Source organism: Fusibacter tunisiensis (genome assembly GCF_016908355.1).
GTDB classification, from domain to species: domain Bacteria; phylum Bacillota; class Clostridia; order Peptostreptococcales; family Acidaminobacteraceae; genus Fusibacter_D; species Fusibacter_D tunisiensis.
Window position 1 is genome coordinate 1 of the sequence record NZ_JAFBDT010000014.1, and the last position, 17,854, is coordinate 17,854.

At 38.5% G+C, this 17,854-nt stretch carries 24 protein-coding genes and 1 tRNA gene; 10 read left to right on the plus strand and 15 right to left on the minus strand.

From position 1 onward, the window contains the following. Window positions 1-186: 186 nt before the first annotated feature. Both JOC49_RS08670 and rpsD read right to left on the minus strand, forming a co-directional pair. The gene (locus JOC49_RS08670; RefSeq protein ID WP_204664390.1) at window positions 187-381 is read right to left on the minus strand and encodes a hypothetical protein; all 195 of its coding nucleotides are present in this window, start codon (window positions 379-381) and stop codon (window positions 187-189) included. 38 nt (window positions 382-419) lie between these two features. After that, window positions 420-1,019, minus strand: coding sequence for a 30S ribosomal protein S4 (gene rpsD / locus JOC49_RS08675; protein ID WP_204664392.1), 600 nt, complete (start codon window positions 1,017-1,019; stop codon window positions 420-422). 192 nt (window positions 1,020-1,211) lie between these two features. Here rpsD and JOC49_RS08680 point away from each other — a divergent pair, with 192 nt between their 5' ends. The 3 genes from JOC49_RS08680 to JOC49_RS08690 all read left to right on the plus strand — a co-directional run bounded on the left by JOC49_RS08680 (window position 1,212) and on the right by JOC49_RS08690 (window position 3,755). Continuing rightward, window positions 1,212-1,979 carry an NYN domain-containing protein gene (locus tag JOC49_RS08680; RefSeq protein WP_204664395.1) on the plus strand — a complete coding sequence of 256 codons (768 nt, stop codon included), beginning with the start codon at window positions 1,212-1,214 and terminating at the stop codon, window positions 1,977-1,979. Between the two features lie 21 nt (window positions 1,980-2,000). Beyond that, the gene (locus JOC49_RS08685) at window positions 2,001-2,792 is read left to right on the plus strand and encodes an EFR1 family ferrodoxin (RefSeq protein ID WP_204664397.1); all 792 of its coding nucleotides are present in this window, start codon (window positions 2,001-2,003) and stop codon (window positions 2,790-2,792) included. 63 nt (window positions 2,793-2,855) lie between these two features. After that, window positions 2,856-3,755, plus strand: a complete 900-nt coding sequence (locus JOC49_RS08690) for a nitroreductase family protein (RefSeq protein ID WP_204664399.1) — start codon at window positions 2,856-2,858, stop codon at window positions 3,753-3,755. A 205-nt stretch (window positions 3,756-3,960) separates the two neighbouring features. Here JOC49_RS08690 and JOC49_RS08695 read toward each other — a convergent pair. Continuing rightward, window positions 3,961-4,036: transfer RNA gene (locus JOC49_RS08695), tRNA-Ala, on the minus strand. A 100-nt stretch (window positions 4,037-4,136) separates the two neighbouring features. On the opposite strand from JOC49_RS08695, the gene JOC49_RS08700 reads away from it, so the two are divergent. The 3 genes from JOC49_RS08700 to JOC49_RS08710 all read left to right on the plus strand — a co-directional run bounded on the left by JOC49_RS08700 (window position 4,137) and on the right by JOC49_RS08710 (window position 6,918). Beyond that, on the plus strand, window positions 4,137-5,525 hold the full coding sequence (locus JOC49_RS08700) for a Na+/H+ antiporter NhaC family protein (protein ID WP_204664401.1): 1,389 nt from the start codon (window positions 4,137-4,139) through the stop codon (window positions 5,523-5,525). Between the two features lie 26 nt (window positions 5,526-5,551). After that, a complete protein-coding gene (locus JOC49_RS08705) occupies window positions 5,552-5,995 on the plus strand; it encodes a MarR family winged helix-turn-helix transcriptional regulator (RefSeq protein WP_423875430.1) in 444 nt (147 codons plus the stop codon). Between the two features lie 83 nt (window positions 5,996-6,078). Further along, window positions 6,079-6,918, plus strand: coding sequence for a DegV family protein (locus tag JOC49_RS08710; protein ID WP_204664405.1), 840 nt, complete (start codon window positions 6,079-6,081; stop codon window positions 6,916-6,918). Between the two features lie 44 nt (window positions 6,919-6,962). Here the strand turns inward: JOC49_RS08710 and JOC49_RS08715 are convergent, their stop codons facing one another. The 11 genes from JOC49_RS08715 to JOC49_RS08765 all read right to left on the minus strand — a co-directional run bounded on the left by JOC49_RS08715 (window position 6,963) and on the right by JOC49_RS08765 (window position 13,618). Next, complete coding sequence (locus JOC49_RS08715) at window positions 6,963-8,555, minus strand: complex I subunit 5 family protein (protein WP_204664407.1); 1,593 nt, start codon at window positions 8,553-8,555, stop codon at window positions 6,963-6,965. After that, a complete protein-coding gene (locus tag JOC49_RS08720; RefSeq protein ID WP_204664409.1) occupies window positions 8,552-8,911 on the minus strand; it encodes a sodium:proton antiporter in 360 nt (119 codons plus the stop codon). The genes JOC49_RS08715 and JOC49_RS08720 overlap by 4 nt, the downstream gene beginning before the upstream one ends. A gap of 4 nt (window positions 8,912-8,915) precedes the next feature. After that, entirely contained in the window at window positions 8,916-9,302 is a 387-nt protein-coding gene (locus JOC49_RS08725; protein ID WP_204664411.1) for an MnhB domain-containing protein, read from the minus strand. Next, complete coding sequence (locus JOC49_RS08730; RefSeq protein ID WP_204664413.1) at window positions 9,295-9,564, minus strand: hypothetical protein; 270 nt, start codon at window positions 9,562-9,564, stop codon at window positions 9,295-9,297. Before JOC49_RS08730 ends, JOC49_RS08725 begins: the two co-directional genes overlap by 8 nt. Further along, the gene (locus JOC49_RS08735) at window positions 9,561-10,115 is read right to left on the minus strand and encodes a Na(+)/H(+) antiporter subunit B (RefSeq protein ID WP_204664415.1); all 555 of its coding nucleotides are present in this window, start codon (window positions 10,113-10,115) and stop codon (window positions 9,561-9,563) included. The genes JOC49_RS08730 and JOC49_RS08735 overlap by 4 nt, the downstream gene beginning before the upstream one ends. A 2-nt stretch (window positions 10,116-10,117) precedes the next feature. After that, window positions 10,118-10,411, minus strand: a complete 294-nt coding sequence (locus tag JOC49_RS08740) for a cation:proton antiporter (RefSeq protein ID WP_204664417.1) — start codon at window positions 10,409-10,411, stop codon at window positions 10,118-10,120. Next, window positions 10,411-10,662, minus strand: a complete 252-nt coding sequence (locus JOC49_RS08745) for a monovalent cation/H+ antiporter complex subunit F (RefSeq protein ID WP_204664419.1) — start codon at window positions 10,660-10,662, stop codon at window positions 10,411-10,413. Before JOC49_RS08745 ends, JOC49_RS08740 begins: the two co-directional genes overlap by 1 nt. Before the next feature lie 8 nt (window positions 10,663-10,670). Next, window positions 10,671-11,165 carry a Na+/H+ antiporter subunit E gene (locus JOC49_RS08750; protein WP_204664421.1) on the minus strand — a complete coding sequence of 165 codons (495 nt, stop codon included), beginning with the start codon at window positions 11,163-11,165 and terminating at the stop codon, window positions 10,671-10,673. A 99-nt stretch (window positions 11,166-11,264) separates the two neighbouring features. Then, window positions 11,265-12,293 (minus strand): M42 family metallopeptidase, encoded by a 1,029-nt coding sequence (locus JOC49_RS08755; RefSeq protein WP_204664423.1) that lies wholly within the window; start codon window positions 12,291-12,293, stop codon window positions 11,265-11,267. Between the two features lie 11 nt (window positions 12,294-12,304). Then, window positions 12,305-12,901, minus strand: a complete 597-nt coding sequence (locus tag JOC49_RS08760) for a TlpA family protein disulfide reductase (RefSeq protein ID WP_204664425.1) — start codon at window positions 12,899-12,901, stop codon at window positions 12,305-12,307. A gap of 9 nt (window positions 12,902-12,910) precedes the next feature. Next, complete coding sequence (locus JOC49_RS08765; protein WP_204664426.1) at window positions 12,911-13,618, minus strand: cytochrome c biogenesis CcdA family protein; 708 nt, start codon at window positions 13,616-13,618, stop codon at window positions 12,911-12,913. A gap of 140 nt (window positions 13,619-13,758) precedes the next feature. On the opposite strand from JOC49_RS08765, the gene JOC49_RS08770 reads away from it, so the two are divergent. From JOC49_RS08770 to JOC49_RS08785, 4 genes are all read left to right on the plus strand, one after another. Continuing rightward, on the plus strand, window positions 13,759-13,944 hold the full coding sequence (locus JOC49_RS08770; RefSeq protein ID WP_204664427.1) for a hypothetical protein: 186 nt from the start codon (window positions 13,759-13,761) through the stop codon (window positions 13,942-13,944). Between the two features lie 224 nt (window positions 13,945-14,168). Continuing rightward, window positions 14,169-15,341 (plus strand): HDOD domain-containing protein, encoded by a 1,173-nt coding sequence (locus JOC49_RS08775; RefSeq protein WP_204664429.1) that lies wholly within the window; start codon window positions 14,169-14,171, stop codon window positions 15,339-15,341. A gap of 80 nt (window positions 15,342-15,421) precedes the next feature. After that, window positions 15,422-16,165, plus strand: coding sequence for a peptidylprolyl isomerase (locus JOC49_RS08780; RefSeq protein ID WP_204664431.1), 744 nt, complete (start codon window positions 15,422-15,424; stop codon window positions 16,163-16,165). A gap of 110 nt (window positions 16,166-16,275) precedes the next feature. After that, on the plus strand, window positions 16,276-17,229 hold the full coding sequence (locus JOC49_RS08785) for a 3'-5' exoribonuclease YhaM family protein (protein ID WP_204664433.1): 954 nt from the start codon (window positions 16,276-16,278) through the stop codon (window positions 17,227-17,229). A 52-nt stretch (window positions 17,230-17,281) separates the two neighbouring features. Here the strand turns inward: JOC49_RS08785 and JOC49_RS08790 are convergent, their stop codons facing one another. After that, the gene (locus tag JOC49_RS08790; RefSeq protein ID WP_204664435.1) at window positions 17,282-17,794 is read right to left on the minus strand and encodes an SEC-C metal-binding domain-containing protein; all 513 of its coding nucleotides are present in this window, start codon (window positions 17,792-17,794) and stop codon (window positions 17,282-17,284) included. Window positions 17,795-17,854 lie beyond the last annotated feature (60 nt).

The following is a 17,854-nucleotide window of genomic DNA, read 5'->3' on the forward strand; positions in this document are numbered from 1 at the left end:
AACCGTGGGGCACACGGGGATAGCTCGCTTATGCTGTAGCCATTAGGCTATTCGAACGAGAAGCCCCCACTTCTTAAGTGGTGGGAGTATGTCACAAATATGAAGTTATTATACATGAATTTCATAAAGAATTCAAAAAGAAATACGCGGAAGATTCCGCGTATTGTATTTCTTCAAATTATGGGACTAAGCGTTAAATTTGTTCATTTCATTTGATAGCTTAGCAATGTCTTGATTCAAGGAGTCAATTGCCTCTGCAATTTCAGTAACGCGTGACAATTGTTCTTCGGTTGAAGCATTGATTTCTTCTGTAGATGCAGCGGATTGCTCGCTGATTGCAGCCATAGATTCAAGAGATTCAATCAATTCATTTTTCAACAAATAAAAAAACCGCACAAAATGTGCGGTAAGAAGAAATATTAACTGATTTTAGAATAATATTCAACCACCAGATGGACATCAATTTCAATTGGAATCTCCTGGGCATCTGGCATACGAACCAGTTCACCCGTAAAGGTGTCTTCTGAAATTGAATAATACGGTGGTTTTGACAGCGCACGTTGCGCCAAATTTGTTTTAAAATGTGTGTTTGCTCTGGATTTTTCTCTCAAAACAATTGTATCACCTGGTTTTACAGCATAGGACGGAATATCAACTTTGTGGTCATTTACTAAAAAATGACCATGGACCACCATTTGTCGGGCTTGCCTTATAGAACTTGCAAATCCCAATCGGTAGACTGAATTGTCCAAGCGGGTTTCAAGTGTTTTTAAAAGCGCGTGTCCTGTTTGCTCAGAATCAGCCATAGCGTTCTTGACATACCGTTTAAATTGTTTTTCCATCACTTCATAATAGCCTCGAAGTCTTTGTTTTTCTAAAAGTTGTCTCCCATATGAAGACAGTTTTCCAGATGCTCTGGATTGTCCGTTCCCAGCTCTTTTCATAGCTTTCGGGTGTCCGCAGACATTTAAGTCCAACCTGCGGCACTGTTTGAATCGCGGGCCTCTCATTCTAGCCATGCTTAACTCACTCCTAATCATAAATTTCGCCGCGATAATTTATGCCTGGGTGTAGTATAGCAAAGATGACTAAAAATGTAAATGAAAATCGCTATCATTTAACAAAACGTTAAAATTTATTCAAGAATAAGATTCTAATCGGCTTTGAGTCGTGTATAATAGGAGATAAGAAGAAATTATAGGAGTTGTTATATGGATAAGAATTCGAACCACGATAAAAAAATTGCCATCTTAATTGATGCGGATAATGTATCTGATAAGTATATCAAATATATTATTGACGAAATTTCAAATCACGGCACACCAACTTATAAGAGAATTTATGGGGATTGGACAAAACCACAATTGGCATCATGGAAAAATGTCCTTTTAAATTACTCGATTTCACCAATTCAGCAATACAGTTATACAACTGGTAAAAATGCCACTGATGCAGCCTTAATTATTGACGCTATGGATATTTTATATTCAAATAATGTGGATGGCTTCTGTATTGTATCCAGTGACAGTGATTTTACAAGGTTGGCTTCAAGATTGAGAGAAGCGGGCATGTATGTCTTAGGAATGGGTGAGAAAAAAACACCGACACCTTTTATATCTGCTTGTGAAAAGTTTAAATATTTGGAAGTTTTGGCATCTTCACCATCTGCTATGGAAACAACGGGAAATATAAAAGAAGAGAATTCAAATTCAAGCAAATCTGGCATTATTAAGAAAACAGCTTTGGTTATGGTCATTGAAAACATTATTAATGAAATATCCGATGAAGATGGCTGGGCTTTTCTTGGAGAAGTGGGGAGTGTTTTGAACAAAAGATATCCTGATTTTGACACTCGAAATTATGGGTATTCAAAATTAACACCGTTGGTTTCATCTTTAAAGCATTTTGAAATTCGCTCAAGAAAAACCAACAACCCAAGTGTGAGTTTAAAATATGTTCGAAATAGAAAACAGCAGTAACATAGAAATGGAGATTTAAAGATGGAAGTGTCAAAAGAAAAAATCGCAATACTGTATTTTAGTGGGACTGGGAATACAGCCTATGTTGTAAATGAGGTTACAAACCAACTCAAAAGTCATGATCTAGATGCTGCGCTTTTGAACATGGAAACTTTTGATGATGCTGGCGAAGAAATTGTCAAAGGAGCGGATGTATTGTTTTTTGCCTATCCCGTTCATGGGTCTATGGCACCAATGTTTGTTTGGGAGTTTGTGCGCAAAAATGCTGCTTTGTTCGATGGAAAAAAAGGCGTTGTTTTGGCAACACAATGGTTTTTTTCAGGTGATGGTGGTGCGTATTTGGCCCGTATTCTTAAAAAATGCAATATGGATGTAATTGGGATTGAACATTTTAAAATTAACAATAACTTATCGGATGTACGTCTAATACCGATAAAAAATGGTGGTCAAAATGACACCATAAAAAGACGATTGAATCAGCAGATTGAACTTTTTGTTCTGGATTATAAAAACGGCAAAACTGTAAAAATTGGCAATTCTTTTTGGTCAATGCTTTTGGGTGCATTTCAAAGGATTCCATTTTCAAAAATGGAACGAAAATTGTCGAAGAATGTAAAGATTGATCGTGAAAGATGTACACTCTGTGGCTTGTGTGTGGAAGAGTGCCCAACACAGAATTTGTATATGGCAGATGGCATTATAAAACAGCATGGCAAGTGCACCTTGTGTTATAGATGTGTGAACCATTGTCCAACTGCAGCAATATCAATTATGTCAAAAAATAAGCCTAAAAATCAGTATCGGGGATTGTGATTGCCAGTTGCGATTTTCGGGTAGAAATCCAATAGAAATAAAAAACCTATTGGAGGTGAAGAAATGTTATCTTTTAAACTGGCTGAAAAAAGACACTCAATTCGTTCTTATAAAACCAAGGCCTTGAGTGGATCAGATTTGTCTGTTTTGAAGCAACTTATTGAAGAAGCACCCGTTTTTTCAAATGATTCCGGCCTTAAGATGGTTTTGGTGCAAAATGGCTCTGAACTAGCGCCAAAATTAAGTGGTTATGCAGGATATTTTGGAAATATGATAGAGGCGCCACAGTATATTGTTTTGACATGCACACAGGGCAAGCTGTGCCGAAAAACTGCTGGATATATTGGTGAGTGGCTCGTTTTAAACGCTCTAAAGCACGAACTTGGCGCTTGCTGGATTGAAGTGTTGGACAGTGTCAATGTCAAACGTATTTTGGAATTGAATACAGATGATGAGGCTGTTGCTATGATTGCATTTGGCTACCCTAAAAAGGAACATCAAATGTCTTCGATATATGCCAACATGGGGCAAAACAGTTTATCTTCTTTAACGGATATGGGCTATCCAAACATTACAGCAGATTTTTCTCAAGCACCTACACGAGACCGAAAAACCATTATGGCGTTTGTTTATTTAAATGAATGGGGCGTGACGCCAGAACTAGAAAATCTTGAAAAACTGGGATTACATGAAGCTTTATTTTACATGCGGTTGGCACCTTCTTATGGGAATAGGCAACCTTGGATGTTTTTAATTCGTAATTCTGGCATTGATTTGATTGTAGAAACGTCTGATAAAATTTCTGGGACAATCCAGTGCTTGGATGCAGGAATTGCGATGTTTTATTTGGAAGTTGGACTTAAGGATAGTGGCTTTAGAGGCAGCTGGAATCTAGACGAAGGGTTGCGTGACGATTCGATACCAGAGGGCTATGCGTTTGCAGGACGGTATGTGTTTGAGTGAAAGTGAGGCTACGCCTCGTGGAGTATGGCTGCGCCATGTTTAGTGCGACTAGCGTCGCGTGAATTACGGCTAACGCCGTGGGGAAATGCACCTTCGGTGCGTTAAACTTATTTACAAACCCTCCTGTGTTTATAAATAAACACTACGTCGGGGGATATTAATAAAAAATGGCTTCCTATTTGGAAGCCATTTTTTATTAAATCCTTGGTGGAGATAAAGGGACTCGAACCCTCGACACCCAGACTGCCAGTCTGGTACTCTCCCAGCTGAGCTATATCCCCAAAACCTAAACCTATTTTAATTGTTTTTACATAAAAAAGCAATGGTTGATTTTTGAAAAATAGTCTACAATAGAGTCAAGTGAGTAAAATTGGAGGCTATATGAATCAGGTGTCAAATAAATGGGGAATTGTGATTGCAAGTGTGTTTACAGTTAGTATTTTGCTGTGTTTATATAAGGGTGTTTCGCTGGCTTATGGGTTGGTGGGGACGCTTGTGATTACGACTTTGATATTAAATGGGCAGGGGGTGGCCGTTGGCTTGACCCTTAAATGGATTTGGGAAGGTGTTAGGAGCATTTGGTCAATTTATTGGGTTATTTTATTGATTGGTGTCAATGTTTCAATTTGGATTGCTTCTGGGATTGTTCCAACTTTAATTTACTACGGCTTTGATGTTATGGGACAGGTGAATTTCATTTTAGTGTCATTTTTGTTGGCTGCAGTGGTTTCGTTTTTTCTTGGAACTGGACTTGGGACTTTGAGTACCATAGGGGTTGCTTTGTTTTCTCTTGGTGCAAGTGTGGGTCTGCCAAAACCTCTTTTGGTGGGCGCTTTGTTGTCGGGTGCTTATGTGGCAGATCGTCTGTCCCCAATCTCGGCACTTGTGAATTTTACAACGGCAACGGTTGGCGTGACATTTAAGCGTTATTTTAGAAAGACCGGTGTTTGGATGTTGCCGGCATTTATTTTAACGGGTGTTATTTATGGTGTTTTAGGACGTACGCTGAACAATACCATTTCGTTGGATCAAATTTTGCTTTATAGGACAGACTTGCAAGATGTTTTTAAGATTTCACTCTATTATTTGGGCGTGCCTTTGGCGATCTTAATGAGCAGTTTTAGGGGGGTGAAGACCCTTCATGTGCTCTTGTTGGGCATAGGGCTTGGTGGGATGATTGGTGTTCTGTCACAAGGGTATTCTGTTTTGGAATTAATACAGTTTGCATTGTATGGGTTTGAAACAGTTTCTAAGAGCAGTTTTATACAGTCGCTACAAATTGGCGGGGCTTTGAGTATGTTGGAAGTGGTATTGATTATTATGGGGGGTGTGTCCATTAGCCGAATCTATGAAGCCTGTGGGTGGATTGAGCCTGTTGTAGACTTTGTTCAAAGGGGAACGAGGACTCAAACGGCCCTTTATGGAAAGACAGGGGGACTTTCTGTCGCATTAAATGCTTTGACTTGTGATCAGACAGTTGGCATTTTAATTCCTGGCAAATACCTTAAACACACATATGCAAGTGAAAATTTGGCAAATGAAGACCTAGCGATGGTGATTTCAAATAGTGGAACAGCTTTGGCGCCATTAATGCCATGGAATGTAAACGCATTAATTATTTTAGCCATTACTGGTGTGGGTGCTGGCGCATATGCACCATATGCTTTTTTATGTTGGATATCCTTTCCAATGGTGTTGGGTCAAAAATTCCTACTTGAAAAACTTGACAAAAATAAGGGGACAGCCTATACTAAACACAGAATATTTTGATGTTCAAAGTAAAAAGAGGTGATGTTTTGGATTCTAAAAGAGAAGTGATAAACCGAGTACTGGTAACGCTTTTTAATAACATTCTTCATATCGAAGAAAAAGCGCTTAAAACAGGGCCTTACAAAAATCTAACCATAAGTGAGCTGCATGTGATTGAAGCAATTGGGAAGGAAGGGCCTTCGCCAATGTCAGTAATAGCAGCCAAACTTTATGTGACTGTAGGAACCCTTACAATAGCGATTAATAATCTGGTGCGGAAAGGTTATGTTATGCGGGAACGGAGTGAAACAGATCGCCGGGTTGTTTTGATTCAATTGACAGATCTGGGGGTTGATGCCCATAAGCACCACGAAATCTTTCACAACGAAATGATTGAGTATACGATGGCTTCTTTGTCTGATGAAGAGAGTGATGTTTTAACAAAAGCGCTTTCAAAAATAACGGATTATTTTGCGGAAAAGTACACATAAAAATTTTTAAGCAAATAGTTTGAATATCAAAAATATTGAATTTCAAAGCATTTTAAATTTTAATGAAAAGTGAGGCGTATAAAATGGCTATAGTTGTGGTTACAGATAGTACATGTGATATTGCACCAGAGATTTTAAAATCAAAAGGCGTTCAGTATGCACCCTTAAAGGTGTTGTTTCAGGATGGGGAATATGTTGATAAGCAAGATTTGACCAATCCAGAATTTTATCAGAAAATGAAAAATTCAGACGTTTTGCCAACGACTTCTCAAGTTAATCCCAATGAGTTTCATGATATTTTTATGAAGATTCTTCAAGCAGGTGATACAGTCATTGGACTCTTTTTGTCGTCAGAATTAAGTGGCACTTACCAGTCTGCTGTGATTGCAAAGGAGATGATTGGATCAGACGCAATTATTCTTTTAGATTCAAGAACAACGAGTTTTGGATTGGGACTTCTACTCCAAAAGCTCACGGCCTATATAGAGATGGACTTAGAACTTGATGACTTGATTAATCGAATGGACTCTCACATAAATCATACGCAACTTTATGGGATGCTGGACACACTTGAAAATTTAAAAAAAGGTGGTAGGTTATCGTCAAGCAGTGCCATGATTGGCAAGATGTTGAATCTAAAACCAATTATTGAAATTGTAGATGGAAAAGTAGGTGTTGCCACAAAGGTAAGAGGTGGGAAGAAAGGCATGCAATGGATGCTGGATCAACTTGCTGCGTCTTATCCAGAGGGTGAAATTGATACCATTGGAATTGCACATGCCAATGCGCCGGATAAGCTAGAGGTTTTTAAAGGCTTAATTTTACAGACTTTTAACGTGAAAGAGATTCATGTAAGTGAAATTGGGTCTGTTGTTGGAACGCATACAGGAGAAGGCGCTTTAGGCTTGGTTTATTTTAAATAGGAAAGAAAAACGCATTTGGCTTCAGACAGGGCCAAATGCGTTTTTTAATGCAGATAGGTGAGATAAGCCAAAGTGGCAAAGAAGAAAGAAACAACGGCTAGATTAATGCTGTTGAAACTCAGTTCTAATGAGCGTATTTTTCTAAGGACCACCTTTTGCTTAGAAATAAGGGCGTATATGCCATACGCAAGGGCGTAAGTTAGCAAATAAGTAGGCAGTTTGCCAATTTGATCTGTAAGGGTCATTTGTCCAGAAATCCCAAATATGGCATTTGATAAGAAGGGTCCAAATGTACCGAGTATGAAACAGGTAAGTCCCATTATTGTAATAACAGTTCTTTGAAATGGATCAATGACAACAGGTTCAGGATTTTCATTTTTAGAAAAAATAACATGAATGAATTTAATAAAAGAAACCATAGTCCCTAAATTAATGACCAAGAAGAGGGCGTCATAAGCAAGACCTTGGTACCCATAAGATATAAAATATTTGGCGTAACCTCCGCTGAAAAATGGGGCGCCAGTGATGCTTAATATTGCAGACATAAGGACAAGTGACAACCACTTTGAGGACTGCCATAGCCCCGTCATGTGTTTGATTTTTCGCGTTTTATAATGTTGGACCAAGAGGCCACTGCTGAGAAAGAATAGGGACTTAAACACACCATGACTTAGAATATGATAGGTTCCGCCAAGAAAGTTTAGTTCAGAAGAACCGCTAATTCCAATTAGAATTAGACCAATTTGTGACACCGTGTGATAGGCTAAAATGAGTTTTATATCTGTGTGTGAAATCGCAAAGACAAAACCTGCTATGGCGGTTAGAAATCCGAGAAACAAAAAGAAACTCTGAATATCAATTGCTGGATTAAACAGGATTTGAAGTCTGATTAGCATGTAGACGCCAACTTTTACAAAAATACCGGACAGTATAGCTGAAACAACTGCAGGGGCACTGGCTGTACCGTGGGCTTTGGGAAGCCAACTGAAAAGGGGCATAAGTGCAGCTTTAAGAGAAACACCGGTAATGAGCAAGGCGTAGGGTAAATAGAGGGTTTCTGGCGTATTACTCTTTTCAATCAGGGCCCCGATTGTGACAAAATCAAGAACGCCGTATTGCTTGTACAAAAACCCAATCCCGAATAGGAAAAAAGCCATGGCCACCATATTGACCAACAAATAGATCATGCCGTCATACATGGATTGGCTGTCTTTTTTATACATAATCAAAATGCTAACCGCTATTGTAGCCACTTCAATTAAAATATAGACATTGAAAAAATCTGTAGACAAAAACAAGGCGTTAATTAAGCCTTGTAGGCTCAAAAAAATAAACATAAACAGTTGATTGGCATAGGGCCTTTTAATGCTATAAACTGTCATGGCTAAAAATAGAAAATTGTTTAAAAGTAGCATAGCGCCAGAAAGTGAATCGAGTTTTAGGGCCATACCATAGGGGAGTGGCACATTTACAAGCAAATCAAAATGTGAACCTGTTTGTATAAAACTTACAGATACGAGAAAAAGAAAAAGTTCAATTGCCACTGAAATGACCCTGAATTTTGTGTTTTTAAAAATATAAAGTGTCAAGCTTGCGACAATTGGGAGCAGTATAAATCCAATCAAATGTGGGGTCAATCCATTTCACCTCGCTTTTTCTTTACTTTATTCCAGTTGGTTGTGCCGTATTTATGATAAAGGGTTACAAACATGGTCAGGCTCACAGCAGTTGTGGAAATACCCACGACAATTGCTGTGATCATAAGTGCTTGGGGGACCGGGTCTGCTATTTGTGTGGCGTCTAGTCCAATGCCAATTGGTGCTGAAATGGCATTTTCTGCATGCATGGACAGGAAAAATAAAATAAGCGCGGCCTGCATAATGCTAAGTCCCATAATGGTTTTGAATATATTTCGCCTTGCAGTTACCCCATAAACACCTATGAAAAAAAGGACAATGCTGACGTTTTCTGGAGAGATTATTTTAGAAATCATAGATTCACCTGGACTCATAGTATACAAATCGATAGAATATGATGGTCATGCCACATGCGACTTTTAAGCCGATTAAAACGTTCATCACCACCATATAAACCTGCGAAAAACTTGGAAAAATTATGTTCAAACCGGATATTACAAAGGCAGTTGCGAACAAAAGAATTAAGAGGAGGGCAATTTTTTCAACAAATTGCACACCAACCAGCCGGATGTCTTTCACGGGTACAATGAGGTATTTGGCAATAAAGATGGACGCCATAACAGCACCTCCTTGAAACCCACCGCCTGGCGTTATGTGGCCGTTTAAAATCATATAAATTGAAAAAAGAATGATGAACGGGAAAGTGATTCCCAGTGTTCTTGAAAGTAATGAAGAATGTTCAGTCATCGTGTGTTTCTCCCTCGTGAATCGACATATAGATGACGCCAATTATGCTAAAAAGAAGCATAAGGGCTTCAAAAAGTGTGTCATATACCCTAAAAAACAAGTAAATGGATGTGACAACATTTACAGATCCAGTTACTGGGTAAGCATTTTCAGCATAATAAGCACTTAGTGGCAAGGCATCTATCGCTGGCATGTTCTGGCTTTGAACAAGTGTAAATAGGCCAATTCCCACCAGTAAGATTGCAATGAGTTTTCGTCTCATTCAATCACCTCGCTCTCCATTTCTTCTAATTTAATAATTCTAAATGGCAGTTTGAACGGTGGCTCATGTTCCAGAAAGACTTCCAATTTATCCAACATATAGTTTTCGTGATGTGCATAGATTGAAAAAAAATCGTCGTGTTCTTCAACAATCAATGCATATTGGTGCTTAATGAGGATATCGGCCAATTGCTCATGTGTGTAGATAATTTGAGCCTCCAATTCTTGTTTGGTACAAAACTTTTCAAGAGATTTTACCAATTGCATCTTATAGGAGGCGTAAAAATGTTCGTCTTTTATTTCTGCATCCTGTAAGCGATAGTAGATGGTAAATATCTTATATTTTTGAAGGGCAACCAAATAGAGTATCGTTGCAATTGTACTCCCGATAACGGCTTCGGCAATGGCGACATCAGGGGCATTTAAAGCTAAGTAGACAAAAGAAATGGCAAGTGAAAAGACACCTAGATAAATAACTGCGTTGCGCATGGAACGCGTCTGCATGGCAGCTATGGCTAAAATAATCAGTAAAATAAGCGTCAGTTCAAGCATTGTTACTCCTTTCTGGTCTTATATCCGCTAATATAAGCAGATCTAACAATAGAATGTGTAATTAGAGGGTTGATAATTAGGGCCATTGCCATGATAAAAAGGACTTTTAATGTGAAAAAGGATAGACCATGCTTCACAGAAACCCCTAAAAGTATGGTGATAAATCCAACAGTGTCCACCTTTGAAGAGACAAGAACCCGTGAATAAAAGTTTTTAAACCGAAATATGCCTAAAATTCCCAAGCCGGCAAAGCCAACACCTGCAAAAATAATAATATTACCAATTAAATCTCGCATTAGAATCGCCCCTTTCTTTGAAGGTAGTAAGACATAAAAACAATGCCTATAAAGCTTAGAAGGGCATAAACCAAAGCTAGGTCCAAAAGATAAGTTTTTGATTGCATACTGGCAACCAAAACAATAATGACAATGAGCTTTGCAGTAACCAAGTTGAGACCAAGGAGTTTGTCCCATATTGTGGGCCCAATGATAACTCTAAGAGCACTCAACAGTGAAAAAATCATCAATAAAAAAATAGCGATTGCCATGAATCCTCCTAAAATAGTTTTTCCAAACGTCCTTTGATAATCAGGCCTGCCATGGTTGGGTTGTATGTTTCGGGATCAATCCAGAGGACTTTTAATTTTTGTCCTGAAACATCCATGGTTATCGTTCCTGGTGTAAGGGTTATGGAATTGGCAATCAGAGCAATGCCAATATTGGTATCAACCTCAGTTGTAATATCCACGATTCCTGGATTGGCGTGGCCCGACAGGATATTGGGAATAATGGAAAAACCGGATTTATAGATTTCAGTAAATAAAACAACGGTATATTTTAGAAGCCAAAAAATATTAAAGTAGTAGAGGTCGTAATAGTTGGCCTTCAAGAGGTATTTTTCAGAGAGGATCAATGAAAGAATAGAAATAATTGGTGCGGAAATGAGAACCCAAAAAGACAAACTCTCAAAAAGTACAACCCAAAATAGGGAAAAGAGGGCTACAAGTTGACCATAATAGACGATACGTTTAATAAAATCACCTTCTTTCACACATTTTTTTATTGTTACCCATAACTTATGTTGTTAAAACCTTTAGCGACAAAAAAAAGAAGGATGAAATGAATCATCCTTCCTGATGGGTAGATTGTTCTAGCCTATTAAATAGGCATATACAAGTTTCATGGTATTTTCAAGTGCGCTGTAATGTGTGCGTTCCATTCCGTGAGAGGCGTGAACACCAGGTCCTATAAGGCCACCTTTTATGTTGTTGCCAGACCGAAGTGCAGCGCTGACATCCGATCCGTAAAATGGATAAATGTCGACGGCATATTTAAGATCATGCGCTTTTGAAAGGTCAATGAGTTTGGAAACCATGCCATAATCATAAGGGCCTGAAGAATCTTTTGCGCATATGGAAACGTCAAATTCAGTACACGTTAGGTCTTCGCCGATGCAACCCATATCCACAGCTAGGAGCTCTTCTATATCACTTGGGAGATAGGAAGCGCCGTGTCCAACTTCCTCATAAACAGAGAGGATAATTTTAGTTTTATATTTTGGTTTGAGTTTATTTTCAGATAAGTAGGCCATAACACCATATAGGCAGGCAACAGAAGCCTTATCATCAATAAATCTGGATTTGACAAAGTCGTTGATAAGTGTCGTTTTGGGATCTATACAAATAAAATCGCCCACAGATATGCCTAAATCCAGAACATCTTGTTTGTTATGAACTGGCGCATCCAAACGGATTTCCATTGTATCAGGGGTTCTTGCCTGCGTATGTGCATCCTTATTGACATGAGAGGATGGGGCAGTACTGAGAAAGGTTCCTGAAATCAAGCTGCCATCTCTTGTGTGAATGGTACAGTATTCACCATCTAAAGTTGCTGCAATGGGGCCACCTACTAATGTGAACTTAAGTGTGCCTTTTGATGTAATGCTACGAACCATAGCGCCAAGTGTGTCGACGTGAGCGGATAATCCAATGGTGCGAGAGTTGTCTTCACCTTCAAGTGTGATAATACCAGTTCCCTTAGGCGTTGTTTCAAGGTTATACCCCAGTTCTTTTGCCCAGTTTGAAAGTTTCGCCATGGCAGCTGATGTATAGCCACTTGGGCTGTCTGTCATAAGTAAATCCTTTAAAAGTTCCAATACATACGTTTTGTTTGCTTGCATTTTTGCCTCCATTATTGGTTGGATTTACTTTCGAGCAAGTCTTCAATTGCAGTCATGATTTGATCCAAGGATTCTTCTGTTACCATGCCTGGTTGAACATGGAGCAATTCCATATCCGGTGCAATGAAAAAAGTGGTTGGAAGTCCCGAGATTCCAAAAGCGCTAGACAGGGTGCCTGCTTCATCTACAAAAACATCAAAAGCATACCCATATTTATCAATGTAATCTTTAACGGTTTCTGAATCTTCCCCTGTACTTAATGCGAGGACGACAACGTCATCACGCGTGTTGATTTCATCAAGAAGGGGCATTTCCTGAACACAATATTTGCACCATGTTGCCCAAAAGTTTAGAATAATGATTTTACCTTCATAAGCATATAACGAAGTTTCTGACCCGTCAAGCATGGTTAAGTCTAAATCATCCATATAATAGGCTTCAACTTCTGCTTCTGTTTCCGCTTCTGTTTCAGGTTGTTGTTGGGCCTGCTGTGTTGTTGTGACTTCTGTTGCTTCTGGTGTTTTGATTTCGGCAGTGGTTGTGCAGCCTGTAATAAGTGCTGTTAAAAGTAAAATACCAAGTGTTGCAATACGCAATTTGTGTGTCATAAGACCCTCCTATTCAGTAAGTTGTAAAAGCCAGTTGGATATGTCAATGAGCTTGTCTGTAAAAATAAGAATACCAAAAACAATCATGACAAATCCTGCAATAACATTGAGCTTTTTCGAGTATTTGCCAAGTGATGCCACATAGCGGTCAAATAAGTCCATAAAAAGTGCGGTTAGTATAAAGGGAACAGCCATGCCCATTGAGTAGACAAAAAGAAGGCCAACACCTTCAGAGACGTTTTTGCTAATAAAGGCAGTGGACGCTAAGATTGCACCAAGAATAGGCCCGAAACAGGGTGTCCATCCAAAGGCAAAAGCCATCCCCATTCCAATTGCAGATAAAAAAGTTGTTTTGGTTCTGGGTTTGGTTTTACGATAATCTTTTGATAAAAATGGAATTTTAACAAGTCCAGTCATATAGACGCCAAAGAGTATTATGGCAAGGCCACTTAGTTTTGACAAGAGTGCCTTGTTTTGGGCGAAAATTTGACCGATAGCACTTGCAGAAACGCCTAGAATCATAAAGATAATGGTAAAGCCAAGGATGAACCCAAAGGTTTGAATTAAAGCATAACTGCGTTTTGATTTGACATCATTGCTGTCATACGATCCGGTTAGGTACATGATATATGCCGGGACTAAGGGCAAGAGACAGGGGGTAAAAAAAGACAAAATCCCTGCAGTAAATGCAGTCCAATGATTTACTTGCAAAAACATAATAGAACCTCTTTCTTTAAACTTTCATTTATTATAGCGTAGATGAAAACATGTTTCAATTAAGTTAATGATTTCACAGATCAGTATGGAAAAATAAACTCAAATAACGTATGATAAGAGTAAGGTAAAGGAGGTAAATTATGGGGAATTTTCAATTGACACCTAAAGGTGTGCTCTTTATAATGGGGCTATTGATTTTATGTGGCGTGAGCACGGGCATTTTAACACTTGCTTTTAAAACGCTATGGCTTGCAGGGCTTAGTCTCGTTTTATCGTGTTTGGCTTTAGTGGCAATCGTACATGTGTATAGGCGTTTTCAGGCATAAAAAAATACTAGAGTTGGGACTCTAGTATAAGGAATGATTCAACAGTCACATTGCAACACAGGGATAAAACAGAGGGAGGTGCAATGCGATTCTGTCATCATTTGATTCTAATTTTAACATAAGCTAAATAACGCATCAAGTGAATTCTCTTCAATTTTTGCGTGACCTACTCGGGGATTTGGGTATAAGACAACTATACAATTAAGGACACCATGGAGGAAGCCATGAAAGAAATTGTTTTGCTGACACGAGATGAAGTTTTTATCAATATGTTTCGCCGCCGGATGAACCCGGAGAAGTTTGTACTTTACAGTTTCAACGATCAGCAAAAAGTACATGCTTGGCTTGCAAGCCATAAATCGGTGGAACTTTTTATATTGGATGTGTCGATTGGCAATTATAATGAGTCCATGCTGGATTATATTAAACAGACATATCCCAATATCATTCGAATGACCTTAAATGATCTTAGGACCACATGTGAAAACCACATGCCTGCTTTTGAGGGCATTGCACAACTAAATTTGAATAAGACGCATTCTGCCACTGAAATTTGGTCATTGGTTGACAAAGTTTTTGATATTGATTCCAAACTTAAAAATCGTGAATTGATGAGTTTAATGTCTACACTTAAAAATATTCCAACCATTCCCAATATTTACTTTGAGTTGAGCCATATGATTCGAAACAATGCTTCTGTTGAAGATATTGCGGATAAACTGGAGAGCGACCCGGCAATCTCATCAAATATTATAAAAATGGCCAATACTGCTTTTTATAATGCGAATACTGGGTCCATTCGCCAAGCGATTATGTTTATTGGACTTATTAATGTGAAGAATATTATTTTGACCAATGCGGTTTTTGGCAATACTGGAATTGACCCTAAAATAAGAGACATTCATTGGAAGCACGTTCGGTTGACCAATAAGATATTAAACGCGCTTTATGTGGAACTTCTGGGTAAAAAACTCAATAACAACATTGCCTCTGTGGGTCTTTTGCACGACATTGGGAGTGTGGTGATGATGGCCAATTATCCGGTAGAATTTAAAAAAATTGTCGAGTGGGAACAGACGACGCAAACAGGTCATATTTCAATGCTTGAAAAGGAAATTGTTGGATTTTCTCATGAAGAACTAGGCGGTTATTTACTAGATCTTTGGGGGTTTCCAGTGCCAGTGGTTGAGGCTGCGCTCATGCACCACGACCCTCTAAATCCTATGGTTATTAATAGGGAATTGGTCCTTGCTGTTCATCTGGCAAATTATTTTGCTTGGGAAGTTATGGACTACGACCTGTATCATAAGCCAATTAATGAAGATGTGGTGTCGGCCTTGGCGATATCAGATGATAAACTTGAACAATTTGTTGAAAATTTAAAAACAATTGTGTAATTGGTAGCCATCGGGTGGATATTTTGTTATGATAGACATCGGATGGCTGTTTTTCAGCCAAAAAGTGAAAGGAGAATGATATGACTTCAAAAGTATTGGCTAAAGTCAATGGACGCGAAATCACAGAAACTGATTTCAATAATTTTTTTGCATCGCTTGGACAACAGGTTCAGGCACAATTTCAAGGGGAAGCGGGTATGCAACGCCTGTTGGATGAATTGATTTATCAAGAATTGTTTTATGCAGAAGCACTTGAATCAAAAGTTGAAGAAACAGAAGCATTTCAAAATGAACTGGAACTCATGAAAGAAAGTCTTTTAAAGCAATTTAACATCAAACAATTGATTGAAAGCGTTTCAGTAGAAGATTCGGAAGCAGAAGCGTTTTATGCTGAAAATCCAGATATGTTTAAAGCACAACCTCAAGTGGAGGCATCCCACATTCTAGTGGATACAAAAGAAGAAGCAGACAAAATTGCCAAAGAAATAGGCGAAGGGCTTGCTTTCACTGAAGCTGCTGAAAAATACTCCAAATGCCCGTCAAGTCAGCAAGGTGGAAGTCTTGGCTTTTTCCAAAGAGGCCAAATGGTTCCAGAGTTTGAAGAAGCTGCGTTTAAGTTGAATCTTCAAGAACTCTCTGAACCTGTACAGACTCAATTTGGATATCATTTGATTTTTAAAACGGCTGAAAAAGGGGCTGAAACTCAGACTTTAGAAGCTGTAATGCCACAAATTAAGCAACAATTATTGGTTCAAAAACAAAACCAAGCTTATTTGGAAAAAGTGGAAGCTTTAAAATCAAAATACACTATTGAAAAATTGTAAAGCAAGGACGCCCTGTTTCATGTCACATGGAACAGGGTTTTTTATGTGGATTAGACATTGCTTTTGGATTCCAGTATAATATAAATTAGAAAATATAAAAGGAGAGGCGCATGTTCATTAAAGATTTAAAAGTTGGCGAAGAAGTGACTGCATTTTATCTGGTGAAATCAAAAAATGTAAAAACATCAAGTGCCAACAAACCATACATTGATTTTACGCTTCAGGATATTACTGGGGAAGTAAATGCGAAACTTTGGGATGCAAAAGGAGACCTTGAAGCTTTGTATAATCCAGGTGAGATTGTAAAAGTTCAAGCGAGTGTCACCCAGTGGCAGCAAAGCGTCCAGTTGAAGATTATAAAAATTAGACAATCTGAGGATTCAGATCAAGTGGATTATGATAATTTTATTCCAACTGCACCGATAGATGCAGAAACCATGTATAATGAAATTCTGTATTATATTAATAAAATGGATTCGGCAGACATGAAAAAGCTGGTGCTTGCAGTTTTAGAAAGTTATAAAACTGAACTGCTTTACTATCCTGCTGCAAAGTCAAATCATCACGCGATTAAGTCGGGGCTTTTGTATCATATTATTCGGATGCTCAGGTCTGCGGAAGCCTTAAGTGGGATTTATAAAAATATAAACCCAGATTTGCTTTATGCAGGTGTCATTCTACACGATATGGAAAAGATAAATGAAATGGATGCCACGGAAGCTGGCGTTGTTGAAACCTATACAAAAGAGGGTCAATTGCTGGGTCATATTATCATGGGCATCAAACGCATTGACCGAATTGCAGAGCAACTCAATGTAGACTCTGAATTGTCTCTTTTGATTCAACATATGATTTTGTCCCACCATTATGAACCGGAATTTGGGAGTCCTAAAAAACCTTTGATTCCAGAAGGTGAACTTCTTCACTACATTGACATGATCGATGCGAGAATGTATGACATGAATAAAGCCCTTAAGGATATGGACGATGAACAGTTTACAGATCCTGTTTTTGTTTTGGACCGTAGACGGCTTTATAAATCAAAATATAGCAAGTCCGAATAAAAAAAGGCCCTGGTCAATCCATTGATTTTCCAGGGTCTATCTTATTTTTTTCCTAGTAGATGCCTTTGTCTATGCAGCATTTTTTGAATTTTTTTCCACTGCCACATGGGCAGGGGTCATTTCGACCAATTTTGTTTTCAACACGAACGGTAACTGTGTCGACATACTCTTGTTTGATTTCTCTTCTGCGCTCTTTGGAGAGCACGTCATCCCATGCATCAAGTGAATAAAGCCATTCCGCTTTTGCCTTGTGCATATTGAAATACAATTTTTCAAAATCAATTGTGTGGTTCAATTCTGAAGTTTCTTCAAGCGTTTCCAAATCTAAGGTTTCAATAAGACTTGTGTGGATGCCGTCAATAAATCCAAGGGCCAAAAGAGGCTCTAGGTCATGGGCTTCACCAAAACTTTTAAGTGTGCCTTCAATTTTGTCGTTTTTGGTTTTAAGTATGGTTTCGTAAATTTGAGTCTCATGCGCCAGGTAGGCGTTCCAGAATTCGTCCGACTGCGCTTGGCTAAGACCTTTACCCTCTAAAAGGGCATTCCATTGATCGTATAAAGACATGGGTCCTCCTTTAATATAGAATTTCAAAAATTAGTTTATCACAGGGATTAAAAGGTTTCA

What these genes read in the sequence shown, in the direction of transcription:
- rpsD (WP_204664392.1), bottom strand. Translation starts at nt 1,019, where the DNA reads ATGGCTAGAATGAGAGGCCCGCGATTCAAACAGTGCCGCAGGTTGGAC.
- JOC49_RS08680 (WP_204664395.1), top strand. Translation starts at nt 1,212, where the DNA reads ATGGATAAGAATTCGAACCACGATAAAAAAATTGCCATCTTAATTGAT.
- JOC49_RS08685 (WP_204664397.1), top strand. Translation starts at nt 2,001, where the DNA reads ATGGAAGTGTCAAAAGAAAAAATCGCAATACTGTATTTTAGTGGGACT.
- JOC49_RS08690 (WP_204664399.1), top strand. Translation starts at nt 2,856, where the DNA reads ATGTTATCTTTTAAACTGGCTGAAAAAAGACACTCAATTCGTTCTTAT.
- JOC49_RS08700 (WP_204664401.1), top strand. Translation starts at nt 4,137, where the DNA reads ATGAATCAGGTGTCAAATAAATGGGGAATTGTGATTGCAAGTGTGTTT.
- JOC49_RS08710 (WP_204664405.1), top strand. Translation starts at nt 6,079, where the DNA reads ATGGCTATAGTTGTGGTTACAGATAGTACATGTGATATTGCACCAGAG.
- JOC49_RS08720 (WP_204664409.1), bottom strand. Translation starts at nt 8,911, where the DNA reads ATGATTTCTAAAATAATCTCTCCAGAAAACGTCAGCATTGTCCTTTTT.
- JOC49_RS08725 (WP_204664411.1), bottom strand. Translation starts at nt 9,302, where the DNA reads ATGACTGAACATTCTTCATTACTTTCAAGAACACTGGGAATCACTTTC.
- JOC49_RS08730 (WP_204664413.1), bottom strand. Translation starts at nt 9,564, where the DNA reads ATGAGACGAAAACTCATTGCAATCTTACTGGTGGGAATTGGCCTATTT.
- JOC49_RS08735 (WP_204664415.1), bottom strand. Translation starts at nt 10,115, where the DNA reads ATGCTTGAACTGACGCTTATTTTACTGATTATTTTAGCCATAGCTGCC.
- JOC49_RS08740 (WP_204664417.1), bottom strand. Translation starts at nt 10,411, where the DNA reads ATGCGAGATTTAATTGGTAATATTATTATTTTTGCAGGTGTTGGCTTT.
- JOC49_RS08745 (WP_204664419.1), bottom strand. Translation starts at nt 10,662, where the DNA reads ATGGCAATCGCTATTTTTTTATTGATGATTTTTTCACTGTTGAGTGCT.
- JOC49_RS08755 (WP_204664423.1), bottom strand. Translation starts at nt 12,293, where the DNA reads ATGCAAGCAAACAAAACGTATGTATTGGAACTTTTAAAGGATTTACTT.
- JOC49_RS08760 (WP_204664425.1), bottom strand. Translation starts at nt 12,901, where the DNA reads ATGACACACAAATTGCGTATTGCAACACTTGGTATTTTACTTTTAACA.
- JOC49_RS08765 (WP_204664426.1), bottom strand. Translation starts at nt 13,618, where the DNA reads ATGTTTTTGCAAGTAAATCATTGGACTGCATTTACTGCAGGGATTTTG.
- JOC49_RS08770 (WP_204664427.1), top strand. Translation starts at nt 13,759, where the DNA reads ATGGGGAATTTTCAATTGACACCTAAAGGTGTGCTCTTTATAATGGGG.
- JOC49_RS08775 (WP_204664429.1), top strand. Translation starts at nt 14,169, where the DNA reads ATGAAAGAAATTGTTTTGCTGACACGAGATGAAGTTTTTATCAATATG.
- JOC49_RS08780 (WP_204664431.1), top strand. Translation starts at nt 15,422, where the DNA reads ATGACTTCAAAAGTATTGGCTAAAGTCAATGGACGCGAAATCACAGAA.
- JOC49_RS08785 (WP_204664433.1), top strand. Translation starts at nt 16,276, where the DNA reads ATGTTCATTAAAGATTTAAAAGTTGGCGAAGAAGTGACTGCATTTTAT.
- JOC49_RS08790 (WP_204664435.1), bottom strand. Translation starts at nt 17,794, where the DNA reads ATGTCTTTATACGATCAATGGAATGCCCTTTTAGAGGGTAAAGGTCTT.